Below are 14366 nucleotides of genomic sequence, written 5' to 3'. Positions count from 1 at the left end.
ACGCACCGCGTCGACGCCGCGAGGTCGCCTGCGCGGAAGGGGACGGTCGTCACGCGTGTGCGCGATCGACGCGGGCTAGCGCGCCCGCTGTCCGAGCCAGTCGTGGATCGCCTGCGGCACTTCGCGCTGCGCCCGGCTCGACACGTAGATGCCGATGTGCCCGCCGCGGAACGACAGCTCGCTGTAGTCGTCGCTTCCGGTCAGCCCTGCCAGCGCCTTCGACGACGCCGGCGGCACGAGGTGGTCCTGCTCGGCGTAGATGTTGAGGATCGGCACGTCGATGTTGCGCAGGTCCACCGTGCGCCCGCCGATCTCGATGCCGCCCTTGAGGAAGCCGTTGCCCTGGTAGAACTGCTTCACGAACTGGCGGAAGGCCTCGCCGGCCTGGTCGGGCGAATCGAAGATCCACTTCTCCATGCGCAGGAAATCCTCCAGCGCCTTCGGATCGTCGAGCACGTCGACCATGCCGACGTATTTCTGCACGAACAGCCGCCACGGCTTGAGCGTGAGGTAGCACCAGTTCATGACGTCGGCCGGCACGTTGCCGAGCGTATCGACGAACAGGTCCACATCCAGGCCGCGCGTCCAGTTGCCCAGCATGTTGTCGCTGGTGTGGAAATCCACCGGCGTCACCATGGTGATGAGGTTGCGCACCTTGTGCGGGTTCAATGCGGTGAAGCACAGCGAGAACGCGCCGCCCTGGCAGATGCCGAGCACGTTGACGCCGTCCATGCGGTATTCGCCGCGCAGATGGTCCATCGCGCCGCCGATGTAACGCTGGATGTAGTCCTCCAGTTCGAGGTAGCGGTCCGAGCGATCGGGATAACCCCAGTCGAGCACATACACGTCCTCGCCGCGTTCCAGCAGGCCGCGCACGATCGACTTGTCGTCCTGCAGATCGACCATGTACGGACGGTTCACCAGCGCGTAGACGATGAGCAGCGGCACGCGCGCCGTCGGAGCGCGGTCGCCGCGGAAGCGGTACAGCACGACCTTGCCGTCGCGCCAGACTTCTTCGCGCGCGGTCGCGCCGTACTCGATCTCGTGCACCTGGTGCAGCGTGTCCAGCCCCGCGCGCAATTTGGCCTGGAGGCGAAGCGATTCCTGCGCGAGCGAATCGGGCGTGAACCCAAGCGGACCGAAGCCGTCCATCAGCGTGTCCTCCCGGTCTTGTTCTTCGATGCAGGCGCTGCCTGCTTCGCAGCCTTCGTCGCCTTGGACGCGGCCTTTTTCGGCGTGGAAGGCGGCGGCGATGCCTGCGCCGGTTCCTCGCGCTGCGGCGTGCGCGACGACTGACGCGTGAGTGCGTCGATCGCATCGCGCAGCCGGCGTTGTTCGCGTTCCAGCTCGACGATCTTGCGATGGGCCGAATCGACTTCGGTTCGCGTCGGCATGCCGAACTGGGAACCGATCTGCTCGACTTCCTTCTGCATGCGGCCGCGCAGCGTCATCTGCGCATTGACCAGCGCGGCGTACGCGTCGCGAAAACGCGGCGACAGCGCGATGTCGGCATAGGCTTCCTCGGCCGCGTCGATCCACACGTCGAACAGCGCGCGTACCGAATCGAGCTGCTTGCCCGGCGCGCTGCGCTCTTCGAGCTTGCGTTCGAACCGCGCGAAGGCGTCCTGCCCCGCTTCGGCCAGCAGCGCCTGGTACGCCTGGCTCTGCTGTTGCAGGTCGAGCTGCGCCTGCGCGAGCTGCTGCCAGCGTTCCTGGTGTTCGCGTGCGAAACCGAACGCGGGCAGCGACAGCCACGAACGCCCGCCCTGCTGCATCGACTGCAGCCAGGGCGCGAAGGTTTCGAACAGCTTCGACGGATCGGTCTGCGCGCTGCCCGGCATGTTCGCGAACACCTGCGCGAACGGGTTCGCGCCGTCGCCGCCGAGCGCCTGTTTCCAGGCGGACGCGATATCGGCCGCGTTGGCCGGGCGCCCGGCGAACTGCGCCGCCAGCTGCTGCATCTGTCCGAACCAGCCCTGCGCCTGCGCGTTGAAGCGCGTCACGGCCTCATCGCCCTGCGTCAGCCCGCCGCGCGCGAACTGCGACCACCAGTCCACCGCTTCGTTCCAGCCCGGCATGGCGGGCGTCGCCGATGGCTGCGTCGCGCGCAGCGCATCGCCCCAGGCGTTCCAGTACCGCCGGTTCCACGCTTCGAATTCGTCCACGCCCTGCATCGCCATCACCGCCGTCGGGGAAGGCGGTCATGGTACCAACGCCGTGTTTCGCCGCCGCGACGGCGCCGCTGTCAGGGTTTGGGGATGCGCAGCGTCTTGCTGATCATCAGCGAGCCGGAGAGCGCGAACATCAGCACCAGCGGATGGAACTGCCACGGCCCCAGCTGGATCATGCCCAGCCACAGGTTGTCGCCGATGGCGCCCTGCGAGGCGGCGATGGCGAGGACGATCACCAGCACCAGGCTCGTCGGGATCGGCGTGCCCTCGAAGTACTTCACCTTGTCGTCGTCGCCGGACAGCGCCTCGGCGGTGACGTTGTAGCGCGCCAGGCGGCTCACGCCGCACACCACGAAGTAGCTCAGCACGATCCAGTCCCAGCCGCCCTGCAGGCCGCAGGCGTAGGCCAGCGCGGCGGGCGCGACGCCGAAGGAAATCACGTCCGCCAGCGAGTCCAGTTCGCGCCCCAGCGTGGACGCCGACTTGCGCCAGCGCGCGACGCGGCCGTCGAGCGCGTCGAAGATGAAGGCCAGCGGGATCAGCGCCATACCGATGAGCAGGTCGTTGACCACGCCGTCCTGGAGGAAGCGCATCGCCGCGAAGATCGCGCCGGTGCCGCAGAAGGCGTTGCCGAGCGTGAACCAGTCGGCGAGATGGAACTCGCGCAACATCGAGAAATGGCGGCGCGGCATGCGGCGCTCCGTGTCCTGTGAGGCCGCCAGCGTGCCAAATCGGGCGTGAAAGCAGCAAGAGGCGCGGCCGGAGTGCGCCGACATGCGCATTCCGCCGGGTCGGCGTTTAGCCCCTCTCCCGTCGGGAGAGGGGTTGGGGTGAGGGGTAACGAAGCAGCGGCGGCGAACAACCTTCGCGGCAACGCGCTGCGTTGTTGCTTGCCCCAGCAAGACCCGGCCGAACCAATGGATTCCAGCGTTCACTGGAATGACGATGCAGCAAGTGAAACGTCGTTAGCCTGGATCCCGGCCTTCGCCGTGACGGCGGTTTCAGGGCATGGCCAGGTTCGAAGGCGCCAGCGCCTTCCCCGCACCGCGCGGCGTGGTTTCGATCACCGCATCGGCCGGCAGCGCGCCATGGCCGTCCAGATGCGCGCTGACGCGGTCGAGTGCCTGGTACACGTACGGCAGCAGCGGCAGGTAGCGCGCGCCGTAGTCCGGCAGGCCGAGGAACGCGTCGAAATGCTGCGCATTGCGCACCTGCCAGTAACGCACGTCACGACCGGCCGTCTGCGCGGCGCGCACGTACGGCGCGCTGCTGAAGGCGGGCGGGATCAAACCGTCGTCCGTGCCATGGATCACCACCACCGGCAGGCCTTCGCGCGGCAGGCCGGCGCGCGTTTCCGCGACCCCCTGCTTCACGCGCGCGGCATCGGCGCCCTCGCCCGTCCACAGGTCGCGCAGGCATTGGAGCGTGACCAGCGGCGCGGTCGGGTTCGCCTCGACGATGTGGACACCGGCGCCCGGCGGAATGCCGCTGGCGTCCGACCACCACGCGGCGCGTTCGGCCGCCATCGCCGGGCGCGGCGTAAAGTCGGTTCCCAGCGCGGAATAGCGATTGCCGCACGGCATCTCGTCGAATCCGTAGCGCCCGTACGCCGAGGCATAGGTCACCGCCACCGCGCGCCACAGATCGAAGCCGACCGACAGCGCGCCCGCGCGCAGCGCCTGGTCAGTCCAGCCGGACGATTTCATGGCCTCGTATGCCGATCGCGCCTGAGCCGCCGTGTCGGCACCATCGATCACGCCCGCGGCCTTCAACGCGGCGCAGCGCTGCGTCCACATCGGTACCGACTGCGCGGCGAGCGGCGGCTGCGGCAGGTTCTGCAGATGCAGCAGCGCGCACGGCATGAGCAGCGCCGCCTGCGTCGTGTAGTCGTACAACGGGCGCGCGCCTTCGACGAAGACGTTCGGCTCCCCGGCGACGACCGCGTCGAGCCAGTCGCCGTCCAGTTCGGCCGCGCGCAGCACCGCGCCGCCGCCGTTCGAGATGCCGACCGCGATCACGCGCGTGTTGTCGAAAGTGAAAGGCGCCGCGTCCGGGAAGGCGGTGTCGAGCGACTGCAGCGCGAACTGCGCCGCCTGCTTCACGTGCCGACCCCAGTCGGCCTCGGGGTTGTCCTGCGAATGCGCATGCTTGAACGCAACGCCGGTGGCGGACGTCGTTGCCGGCTCGAACGCGAGGTCGTCGCCGCGCGCGCCGACCGTCCCGTCCGCACGCATCCCCTGCCCGGCGTCGAGATCGAAATAATCCGTGCCCGCGCCCTTGTCGGTGTAGGCCACCGCGCAGCCCTTCGGCAGCCCCCAGGCACCGGCCACGGCGATGGAGCCGTAGATGCCGCGCGAACCCGACGAGGCCGTGACCACGACGCATCGCTTCGCCGCATCGAAGTTGTCCGGCACCTGCACCAGCACGCGGTGCGGCTGGCGCGCGCCGGCGACGGTCGCCAACGCGCTGAACTCGCGTCCCGGCGCCGGGGCGATGGCGCCGTACAGCTCGCCATAGCCGCCGCCGGGTGCGAGATCGGCGATGCCGCGCCAGTTGCTCCACAATGCGCGACGACGCAGTTCGGCCGGCGTGGGGTGTTCCGCATCGGCAAACGCCGGCGGTGCGATCGCGCGAAGCCCGGCAAGGCCGAGCCCGCCGCTGAGCAGGTCGTCGTCGCCGCGATGCTCGGTCGTGCGCGGTTGCGAGAGCACCGGTGCGGCCTCCTTCGCGGTGCGCGGGCTTTGGGCGGCGCATGCGGCCAGCGCGAGCGCGGCCCCTGCGACGGCGATGCGGACGGGTGTCAGGTTCATGCGGCGAGCCTAGCAATCCCGGCCGCGGCGCCCATCGTACTTTCGTACCAGCGCCGTGCCGGAAGGCTTGGCCGCTTGCTAGGCTTGCCCCATGCCGAGCCTGCTGATCGCCGACGACCACCCGCTGTTCCGCGCCGCCCTGCGGCAAGCGGCGATGGAGGCCGTTTCGGAGGCCGACATCCGCGAAGCGGGAAGCCTCGATGCAGTGCTCGCCGCACTCGAGGCCGACGCCGGCATCGATCTGGTCCTGCTCGACCTGCACATGCCGGGCAACCATGGCCTGGCCGGACTTGCGGCCATCCGCGCGCAATATCCCGGCGTTGCCGTCGTGGTGGTGTCGGCGAACGACGACCCGCGCGTGGTGCGTCGCGCGCTCGACCACGGCGCCGCGGGCTACCTGCCCAAGAGCGCCGGGCTGGACGAACTGCGCGATGCGATCCGCGCCGTGCTCGCCTGCGAGCAATGGCTGCCCGGATCGCTGCGTGCGGCCGTGGCGCGCACGCAGAGCGACAGCGGCGATGCGGATCTCGCCGCGCGCCTGGCGAGCCTGTCGCCGCAGCAATTCCGTGTGCTGACGCTGGTGGCGCAGGGCCTGCTCAACAAGCAGATCGCCGATCGGCTCGATGTCCAGGAACGCACCGTGAAGGCGCACCTGTCGGCGATCTTCGAACGCCTGCGCGTGCGCAATCGCACGCAGGCCAGCGTCGTCCTGCGCGAACTCGAACTGGCCGACCCGGCGCGGCAACTCGCGTCGTAGGGCCCGGCGTCCGCGCCTTCCCTGCGATCAGCGTCCGCCGCTTCCGTTGCTTCCGTTGGTTCCATTGCGGCCATCGCGCGCCGCGCGATTGCTTCCGCTGGCTTCCCCGCCCTTCCTTCCGATCGCCGACATGTGCTCGCGATCGCGGCTCACTGCCTCGCCGCCCTTGCGTCCGGCGATACGCGCTTCGTCGGAGTTGAATTCATGCGCGCGTCCGCTCTCGTGCGCGGCCTTGCCGCCCTTGCTGGCGATCTCGCGCTGCCTGCCTGCATCCATGGACGCGAAACCGCGTTCGCTCTTTCCGTGTCGACTCTCCTGTGAATGTTCGTTGGCCATCGTCGCGTCCTCTGGTGTGGGGTGGGCACAGGCCCCGGAATGCGCCTGCAACGAGGGAAGGCGCAATTTCCATGCCATCGCGGGCCCCTGTGCGACGGCGTGCCCCGGACGGTCGCGGATGAAATTGCTTCAGGCATCAACGAAGCTGCGGGCTCGCCGTTGCGCGAAAGCAGCGCGCCGGGCCTGCCTATGAGGCATGTGACGAAGGCGCTGCCATCCTTTCCCCGGATGCAGAACCGGCCTCGACGGTGAAGAACTTTCCGCCTGCCAGGGCGTGGCGATCAGAGCGCGACTTCGCGCGCGGCGAGCGCGCGGTCCAGCATCGACTTCAACGCGAGCGGCTTCACCGGCTTGGCCAGCAGCGACAACCCGGCTTCGTGTACGGCGCGGCGCACGTCCTCGCCGCGATCGGCGCTGAGGATCAGGGTCGGCCGCGCACCAAAGCGCTCGGCCAGGCGCCCGGCGACGCGCACGCCGGTGTCGCCCTCGTCGAGGTGGTAGTCGAACAGCCACAGCGCGGCAGGGGCATCGTGCAGCGCACGCGCCGCCCCGTCGCCGTCCAGCGCGCAGACGACCTCGTAACCCCAGCGTTGCAGCACGCCGGCGAGCGCCTCCATCGCCAGCGGATCGTTGTCGACCAGCAGCACGCGCAACCGCTGCCCGTCGTGCGCGATGGCGTGCGATGGCGCGACCGGACGCGCCGCCTGCATCACGCGCACGCAGAACGTCGTCCCGCGGCCGGGTTCGCTTCGCAGCGTCAGCGGCGCGTCGAGCAGCTGCGCGATGCGTTCGGCGATCGACAGCCCCAGCCCCAGCCCCTGCCCCGGCGCGTCCTCGCCACGGCGGAATTCCTCGAAGATCGCCGCCTGCTGCGTCGGCGCGATGCCCGGCCCGGTGTCGTGCACTTCGATGCGAAGGCCGTCGCCATCGCGCCGCACGCCGAACAGCACCGTGCCCTGTGTCGTATAGCGCACGGCATTGGCAAGGAAGTTCTGCAGCACGCGGCGCAGCAATTGCGGATCGCTGTGCGTCCACGCGCGCGTGCCGACGAAGCGGAACCGCAGGCCGTGCGCCGTCGCGATCGCGCGGAACTCCGAGGCGAGCGGTTCGAGCACGTCGGCCAGCGGGAACGCGCGCGGCTGCGGCTGCAATCCGCCGGCTTCCAGCCGCGACATGTCGAGCAGGCCCGTCAGCAGGTCGTTGGTCGAATCCAGCGCACCGCCGATCTGCGCCACCGTTTCGCGCTGGCGGCCATCCAGCGGCTGCTGCGCGAGCGCGTCGGCGAACAGCTGCGCGGCGTGCAGCGGCTGCATCAGGTCGTGGCCGATCGCGGCGAGGAAGCGGCTCTTGGCCTCGTTCGCGCGTTCGGCCTCGCGCTTGGCGACTTCGAGGTCCGCCGTGCGCTCGGCGACGCGCAGCTCGAGCGTTTCGTTCGCCATGATCAGCCCGGCTTCCGCGCGGCGGAACGCCGTGACGTCGGTGAAGGTCGCGACGAACCCGCCCCCCGGCATCGGGTTGCCGCGGATTTCGACGATGCTGCCGTCGGGCAGGACGCGCTCGGACAGGTGCGGCGTGCCGGCGCGCATGAAGGCCAGGCGCCGTTCGAGTGCGCGTTCGAGATCGCGCCCGCTCCAGCCACGCGACGGCAGACGTTGCAGCGCCCAGCGCGAGAGTTCGGCGATCGGCCGGCCCACGGTCAGCAGTTCGGGCGGGAACCCGAACAGCTCGGCGTAGCGGCGATTCCATGCGACCAGGCGCAGGTCGGCGTCGACCACGCTGATGCCCTGGCTCATGTTGTGCAGCGCGGCCTCCAGCACGCGCTGGTTGAAGCGCAGGTCGGCGGAAGCCTCGCCGACGATCGCGGCGACCGTATCCAGTTCGTGGCTGCCGGCGCGACGCGCGGCGTCGAGCAGCACGCGCGCCGAGGCCGAACCGAGCACGGCCGCGAGTTCGCGCTCGATGCCCGCTTCCACGGACGCCGGCACCGCGCCCACGGTCGGCACGCCGTGCAGCAGCTGCGCGACGCGTTCGCGCGGGAGGAAGCGCAGGCCGGCGTCGCGCAAGGTGCGCAGGTCGAGGCCGCGTTGCGCGCGACGCGGGGTTTCGCGTCGCCATAGCGCGACGATGACGGTGGCCATCGTGCCGACGAACAGGCTCGTACCGACCGCGCGGCCGAGGCGGCTCCAGCCGGTCAGGCCGAACAGGCCGTCCGGCGCGAGCCAGCCCTGTCCGAACGGGCCGCCGACGATCCACGACGGCACGGCGCCGCGCGCCTCGAAGGTCATCGGCACCAGCAGCACCCACGCCCACGCCGCGAAGCCCGCGACGATGCCGGCGACCGCCGCGCGCGCCGGCGTCTGTGGCCGCCACACGGCGAAGAACAGCGCGGGCGCCAGCGTCGCCAACGCCGAGAACGAGACCGCGCCGACGTCGGCCAGCGCGTCGCTGCCGGCGAGCAGGCGGCTGTACGCCCACGCCAGCAGCATGATCGCGACGATGCCGCTGCGGCGCAGCGCAAGCACGCTGCCGCGCAGGTCGCTGCCGTCGTTGCGCGACCACGCGCCGCGCAGCAGACCCGGCGCGAACCAGTGGTTGCCGATCATCAGACTCAACGTGAGCGTGCTGACCACGACCATGCCGGTAGCCGCGCTCAGGCCGCCGAGGAAGGCGAACAGCGCCAGGCCTTCCTGACCGTGCGACAGCGGCAGTGCGAGCACGTAGAGATCCGACGGCACGCCGGTGTGCGCCAGCAGCGACTGCCCGGCCGTCGCCAGCGGCAACACCGGCAGCGCGATCAGCACCAGGTACAGCGGGAACTGCCAGCGCGCGGTGCGCACGTCGCGCTCGTCGCGGCATTCGACCACGCCGACGTGGAACTGGTGCGGCAGCACGAACATCGCCAGCGCGCCCAGCAGCACCAGCGGCGCGAAGCCGTCGGCGCCGCGCGTGGGCGGCGGCGGCGTGGCGGGCTGCGGCAGATCGCCGAGGCCCAGCCACACGAACGCGCCCAGCGCCAGCATCGCGGCAAGCTTGAACACCGACTCGAACGCCATCGCCAGCACGAGGCCGCGATTGTGTTCGGCAGCGCTCGCGCGGCGCGTGCCGAACAGCATCGCGAACAACGCCATCGCCAGCGCGACGTACAACGCGCTGTCCTGCCACGCCGGCGCGGCGGCTCCTTCCGCGCGGCGCGTGGTGAGCATCGCGAAGCTCATCGCGACCGCCTTCAGCTGCAACGCGATGTAGGGGATCAGGCCGAGTGCGGCGACGAGGGTGACCGTCGCGGCCAGCCACGCATCCTTGCCCAGGCGCGTGGCGATGAGGTCGGCTAGCGAGGTCGCATTGGTCTCGCGCGAAAGCCGCACGAGTTTCACCATGAAGGCGATCGCCAGGCCGTACAGCAGGATCGCGCCGAGGAAGGTCGGCGGCAGCGGCCAGCCGTAGCGCGCGGCCTGCGTGACGGTGCCGTAGAACGTCCACGACGTGCAGTGCACCGCGAGCGAGAGCGCGTAGACGTGCCGCCATTGCCGCGCGAGCACCGTCGGCCGCCGCTCGGCATACAGCGCCGTGCCGAACATCAGCGCGAGCCACGCGAGGCTGGCGATGGCGACGGTGGTGAAACTCAGCATGGGCATGCGGCGGGGCTCATGGGCTGAGGATAGCGGGCGCCGCGCACTGGCCGGAATGCCGGCGCTTCAGCCCTCCCCCGGGAGGTGTTCTGGGGTGATGGTCGAGACGTGCGGACACGTCGAGAATTGCGACGCGCTTGTAGCCCGGGTAAGCGCAGCGCACCCGGGGTTGCCTCGGAGCGAAGATCCAGATGGGTTCGCTGGAATGACGGAGATGAGGCTGCGTGCGTGACGGCCTGGGTCCCGGCTTTCGCCGGGATGACGGCGGGGGTGCCTCAGCTTTCGCTGGAATGACGGTGATGAGGCTGCGGGCGTGACAGCCTGGGTCCCGGCTTTCGCCGGGATGACGAAGGGGTGCTGATGACGCGACCGCTCTTGTAACCCGGATAAGCTCAGCTCTTGTAGCCCGGGTAAGCGAAGCGCACCCGGGGCTTGCCTCGACGCGAGCATCAAGCGTGATCCCGACCGAGCCGGGATCACGCGTGAGCCAACGCCACCCCTCAGAAGTCGTACCGCACCGCCAGGCTGTACTGCCGCGGCGCGCCGTAGAAGCCCGTCAGCACGCCCAGCGCGGCGTTGAGGTTGTAGCCCGTCGTGCGGTACTCCTTGTCGGCCAGGTTCGTGCCCTGCAGCGAGAACGACCAGTTCTCGTCCAGGCGCCAGATCACGCCCGCGTTGACCAGCCCGTAGCCGTCCTGCGTGATCGGCAATGCACCGGTGCGCACGATCTCCGTCGTCGCCACGACGTCGCTCTGGTAGCTGTAGCCCACGCGCGCCGAGAGGTCGCCGCCGTTCGACAGCGGCGTGCGCCATTCGACGTTCAGCGCACCGGAGAACTCCGGCGCGTTGGTGAACTCCTGCTCGTCGGCGATGTTGACGCCGGCGTACATGAACTCGTCGTACTCCGCATCCAGCCACGCGAAGTTGCCGCTGATCAGCCAGTGCTTCGTCGGCAGCCACTGGTACTCGACTTCCACGCCTTCCACCGTACCCGAACCGGCGTTGGTGAAATCGCCGAAGAACGCGTCGTTCACGCCGTCGCCGTTGCTGTCGTAGGAGGTGAACACCGACAGCTGGATGTCCTCGTACTTGTTGTGGAACGCGGCGAGGTTCACGAACAGCGTCTGGTCGAGGAAGCCCATCTTCGTGCCGATCTCGAAGCTGTCGACCGACTCGTCGTCGAACGGCTCGGCCGAACGCGGCACCGCGGTGGCCTGCGCGCGGATGTTGTAGCCGCCCGACTTGAAGCCGCGCGAGGCCAGGCCGTACACCATGATGTCCGGCGTGATCTGGTAATCCAGCGAGATCTTCGGCGAGGTGTTCTGGAAACCGATGCGCTTGTCGAAGTTGGCCGCGATCGGCGTCGGATTGTTCGCCGCGCAACGCACCGCCAGCGTGCTGAAGGTCGCATCGGTGTAGCAGCGGTTGAGCACGACCGCATGCTTGCGCTCGTCGGTGTAGCGCGCGCCGACGTCGAGCTTGAGCTTCTCGGTCAGGTCGAACGTCCAGTCCGCGTACAGCGCCCACTGGTCGGTGTACACCGTGCCCTGCGTGTCGCCGAAGGAGGCGTTGAAGAAGTTGTTCAGCACCTGGCCGCCGGCCCAGCCGTCGAAGAAATACAGGCCGACCACGCCGCGGCTGCGGCCGCCGGCGTCGTAGTTCACCTGCAGTTCGTTGGTGACCTGCTCGTCGCTGTAGAACGCCTTCACGTCGGCGACCTTGTTGGGCAGCGTGTCGAAGTCGATGTTGGTTTCGGTGTCGGACTCGCGCTTGGCGAGGATGTACTTCACCGCCCAGTCGTCGTTGACGCGCCAGTTCACTCCCACCGAGGCGCCCTTCATTTGCGTGTCGTTGACGTTGGGCATGCCGCTGCGGATGTCGTAACGCGAATCCAGCGGCGCGAAGCCCGGCGCGAAACGGTTCGGCGCGAGCATCTTCGCGCCGCGCACGCCGGACTGGTCGTCCATCCAGTCGAAGGCGAACTGGATGTCGAGGTTGTCGTTGACGTAGGCGCCCAGCTGGCCGCGCGCGGCGAGGATTTCCTTGTCGCTGACCGGCTGGTCGTTGATGAGGTTCTCGCCGAAGCCGTCGCGGTTGAGGCTCGCCACGGCAAGACGCCCGCGCAGCGCGCCGTCGCCGACCGAACCGCTGGCGGCCGCGCGCACGTCGAGCTGGTTGTAGTTGCCGACGGTGACCGACACCTGGCCGTCGGGTTCGACGCTCAGCCCGCGCGAGATGTACTTGATCGCGCCGCCGATGGTGTTCTTGCCGTACAGCGTGCCCTGCGGGCCGCGCAGCACTTCCACGCGCTCCACGTCGAAGACGTCGAGCAGCGCGCCCTGCGGACGGGCGATGTAGACATCGTCCATGTAGATGCCCACGCCCGGGTCCACGCCCCACAGGGGATCGGACTGGCCGACGCCGCGGATGTAGGCGGTGATCGTGCTGGACGAACCGCGCGCGGCGTAGATGGTGAGGTTGGGCACCTGCGCGTCGAGATCGCTGAGGTCCTCGACGTTGAGCTGGTCGAGCGCGTCGGCGGTGAACGCGGTCACCGCGACCGGCACTTCCTGCAGGGTTTCCTCGCGCTTGCGCGCGGTGACGGTGACGCCGCTCAGCGTGGTCGCTTCCTCGCCCTGCGCGGCGGCGGCGGTCTCCTGCGCCTGCGCGAGCGGCGCGATGAGCGCCATCGCGATGGCGAGGCTCAGGCCGTTACGGGTGCTGCGATGTTTCATCTCGACGCTCCTTCCCCAACGTTGTACGCAAGCCGGCCCGTGGCCGGCACGAATGGACAACGGGCCCTCCCCCGTCTGGACGCCAGACTAGGGCGCAAGGCGAAAAGCCCGCTCCTGTACCTTCGGACAATGCCGGGCGCTCCCCGCGCCAATGAGACTGCATCCGTCGTCCCGCGAACCGGGGCGGTGGAGGCTGCGTCGCCGTCGCAGGCGGGCGTCCTTCCGTCGATTCGCCCTCGGGGACGTACATGGCATTTCTGATCGTGCTGGCCGCGCTGTGCTTTCTGATGTTCGTCGCCTACCGCGGCTACAGCGTGATCCTGTTCGCGCCGGTGGCCGCGCTCGGCGCGGTGCTGCTCACCGATCCGTCGCTGGTCGCGCCGATGTTCACCGGCCTGTTCATGGACAAGATGGTCGGGTTCCTGAAGCTGTATTTCCCGGTGTTCCTGCTGGGCGCGATCTTCGGCAAGGTGATCGAGCTGTCCGGCTTTTCCAAATCGATAGTCACCGCGACCATCGGCCTGTTCGGCGCACAACGCGCGATGCTGTCGATCGTCGTCGTGTGCGCGCTGCTCACCTACGGCGGCGTGTCGCTGTTCGTGGTGGTGTTCGCGGTGTATCCGTTCGCGGCGGAACTGTTCCGCCAGAGCGACATCCCCAAGCGGCTCATCCCCGGCACCATCGCGCTGGGCGCCTTCACCTTCACCATGGACGCGCTGCCGGGCACGCCGCAGATCCAGAACATCATCCCGACGACGTTCTTCGGCACCAACACCTGGGCCGCGCCGGTGCTGGGCACGATCGGCGGCGTGTTCATCCTGGTGGTGGGCCTCGCGTACCTGGACTGGCGCCGCCGCACCGCGCGCGCGAACGGCGAAGGGTACGGCAACGCGCTGGTCAACGAACCGGCGCCCTTCACCGGCCAGGCGCTCGCGCATCCGCTGATCGCCATCGCGCCGCTGGTGCTGGTCGGCGTGGCGAACAAGGTGCTGACGTCGGCCATCCCGCGCTTCTACGGCGACAGCCACAGCTTCGATCCGGCGGTGATCGGCAGCGCCGCGCCGGTGGTGCAGGAAGTCGCGAAATTCGCCGCGATCTGGGCCGTCCTCGGCGCGCTGCTGATCGGCATCGCCACCGTGCTGGCGTTCGCGTGGAAGCCGGTCATGACGAGCTTCGCCGAAGGCACGAAGTCGGCGATCGGCGGCGCGTTGCTGGCGGCGATGAACACCGCATCGGAGTACGGTTTCGGCGCGGTGATCGCGGCGCTGCCGGGGTTCCTCGTCGTCGCCAACGCACTGGGCGCAATCCCCAATCCGCTGATCAACCAAGCCGTGACGGTGACCGCGCTGGCGGGCATCACCGGTTCGGCGTCGGGCGGCATGAGCATCGCCCTGGCGGCGATGGCCGAAACCTTCATCGCCAATGCGAACGCCGCCGGCATCCCGATGGAGGTCCTGCACCGCGTGGCCGCGATGGCGTCCGGCGGCATGGACACCCTGCCCCACAACGGCGCGGTGATCACGCTGCTGGCGGTCACCGGGCTGACGCACCGCCAGGCGTACAAGGACATCTTCGCGATCACGGTGATCAAGACGATCGCGGTGTTCGTGGTGATCGGGGTGTTCTATGCGACGGGCTGGGTGTGAGTGCTCGGCATTCATCGCGAGCTGTTGTAGCCCGGGTAAGCGCAGCGCACCCGGGGGGCTGTCACGCTCATGAGCCCGCTTTAGCCCCTCTCCCTGCGGGAGAGGGGTTGGGGTGAGGGGCAACGGAGCGGCAGCGAGATGTTGTAGCCCGGTAAGCGCAGCGCACCCGGGGGCTGTCACGCTCATGAGCCCGCTTTAGCCCTCTCCCTGCGGGAGAGGGGTTGGGGTGAGGGGCAACGGAGCGGCAGCGCTGAAATCTCGCGTCGGCCGTACAACACTGCG

Annotated in this window: 9 protein-coding genes; 2 read left to right on the top strand and 7 right to left on the bottom strand. The window is 69.2% G+C overall.

All coding sequences use genetic code 11. From position 1 onward, the window contains the following. Positions 1-75: 75 nt before the first annotated feature. From LA521A_RS07110 to LA521A_RS07095, 4 genes are all read right to left on the bottom strand, one after another. Complete coding sequence (locus tag LA521A_RS07110) at positions 76-1152, bottom strand: class III poly(R)-hydroxyalkanoic acid synthase subunit PhaC (protein ID WP_281781605.1); 1077 nt, start codon at positions 1150-1152, stop codon at positions 76-78. After that, on the bottom strand, positions 1152-2180 hold the full coding sequence (gene phaE, locus LA521A_RS07105; protein ID WP_281781604.1) for a class III poly(R)-hydroxyalkanoic acid synthase subunit PhaE: 1029 nt from the start codon (positions 2178-2180) through the stop codon (positions 1152-1154). The genes LA521A_RS07110 and phaE overlap by 1 nt, the downstream gene beginning before the upstream one ends. 65 nt (positions 2181-2245) lie before the next feature. Then, positions 2246-2863, bottom strand: a complete 618-nt coding sequence (locus LA521A_RS07100) for a CDP-alcohol phosphatidyltransferase family protein (RefSeq protein WP_281781603.1) — start codon at positions 2861-2863, stop codon at positions 2246-2248. Between the two features lie 309 nt (positions 2864-3172). After that, positions 3173-4981: a 3-hydroxybutyrate oligomer hydrolase family protein gene (locus tag LA521A_RS07095; protein ID WP_281781602.1), complete on the bottom strand. Its 1809-nt coding sequence runs from the start codon at positions 4979-4981 to the stop codon at positions 3173-3175. A 91-nt stretch (positions 4982-5072) separates the two neighbouring features. Here LA521A_RS07095 and LA521A_RS07090 point away from each other — a divergent pair, with 91 nt between their 5' ends. Beyond that, the gene (locus tag LA521A_RS07090; protein ID WP_281781601.1) at positions 5073-5738 is read left to right on the top strand and encodes a response regulator transcription factor; all 666 of its coding nucleotides are present in this window, start codon (positions 5073-5075) and stop codon (positions 5736-5738) included. A 27-nt stretch (positions 5739-5765) separates the two neighbouring features. On the opposite strand, the gene LA521A_RS07085 is transcribed toward LA521A_RS07090, so the two are convergent. From LA521A_RS07085 to LA521A_RS07075, 3 genes are all read right to left on the bottom strand, one after another. Continuing rightward, entirely contained in the window at positions 5766-6074 is a 309-nt protein-coding gene (locus LA521A_RS07085) for a KGG domain-containing protein (protein WP_425494587.1), read from the bottom strand. 281 nt (positions 6075-6355) lie between these two features. Next, a complete protein-coding gene (locus LA521A_RS07080) occupies positions 6356-9703 on the bottom strand; it encodes a hybrid sensor histidine kinase/response regulator (protein WP_281782045.1) in 3348 nt (1115 codons plus the stop codon). A 500-nt stretch (positions 9704-10203) separates the two neighbouring features. Then, positions 10204-12438 (bottom strand): TonB-dependent receptor, encoded by a 2235-nt coding sequence (locus LA521A_RS07075; RefSeq protein WP_281781599.1) that lies wholly within the window; start codon positions 12436-12438, stop codon positions 10204-10206. A gap of 248 nt (positions 12439-12686) precedes the next feature. Here LA521A_RS07075 and LA521A_RS07070 point away from each other — a divergent pair, with 248 nt between their 5' ends. Continuing rightward, complete coding sequence (locus LA521A_RS07070; protein ID WP_281781598.1) at positions 12687-14084, top strand: GntP family permease; 1398 nt, start codon at positions 12687-12689, stop codon at positions 14082-14084. Positions 14085-14366: the final 282 nt, after the last annotated feature.

It is taken from the genome of Lysobacter auxotrophicus (assembly GCF_027924565.1).
GTDB classification, from domain to species: Bacteria; Pseudomonadota; Gammaproteobacteria; order Xanthomonadales; family Xanthomonadaceae; genus Lysobacter_J; species Lysobacter_J auxotrophicus.
This window is presented reverse-complemented; position numbering and strand designations above follow the sequence as displayed.

Bases quoted from the DNA above. Each gene is read 5' to 3' on its own strand.
- LA521A_RS07075 (WP_281781599.1), bottom strand. From the start codon at position 12,438: ATGAAACATCGCAGCACCCGTAACGGCCTGAGCCTCGCCATCGCGATG.
- LA521A_RS07095 (WP_281781602.1), bottom strand. From the start codon at position 4,981: ATGAACCTGACACCCGTCCGCATCGCCGTCGCAGGGGCCGCGCTCGCG.
- LA521A_RS07090 (WP_281781601.1), top strand. From the start codon at position 5,073: ATGCCGAGCCTGCTGATCGCCGACGACCACCCGCTGTTCCGCGCCGCC.
- phaE (WP_281781604.1), bottom strand. From the start codon at position 2,180: ATGGCGATGCAGGGCGTGGACGAATTCGAAGCGTGGAACCGGCGGTAC.
- LA521A_RS07085 (WP_425494587.1), bottom strand. From the start codon at position 6,074: ATGGCCAACGAACATTCACAGGAGAGTCGACACGGAAAGAGCGAACGC.
- LA521A_RS07080 (WP_281782045.1), bottom strand. From the start codon at position 9,703: ATGCTGAGTTTCACCACCGTCGCCATCGCCAGCCTCGCGTGGCTCGCG.
- LA521A_RS07070 (WP_281781598.1), top strand. From the start codon at position 12,687: ATGGCATTTCTGATCGTGCTGGCCGCGCTGTGCTTTCTGATGTTCGTC.
- LA521A_RS07100 (WP_281781603.1), bottom strand. From the start codon at position 2,863: ATGCCGCGCCGCCATTTCTCGATGTTGCGCGAGTTCCATCTCGCCGAC.
- LA521A_RS07110 (WP_281781605.1), bottom strand. From the start codon at position 1,152: ATGGACGGCTTCGGTCCGCTTGGGTTCACGCCCGATTCGCTCGCGCAG.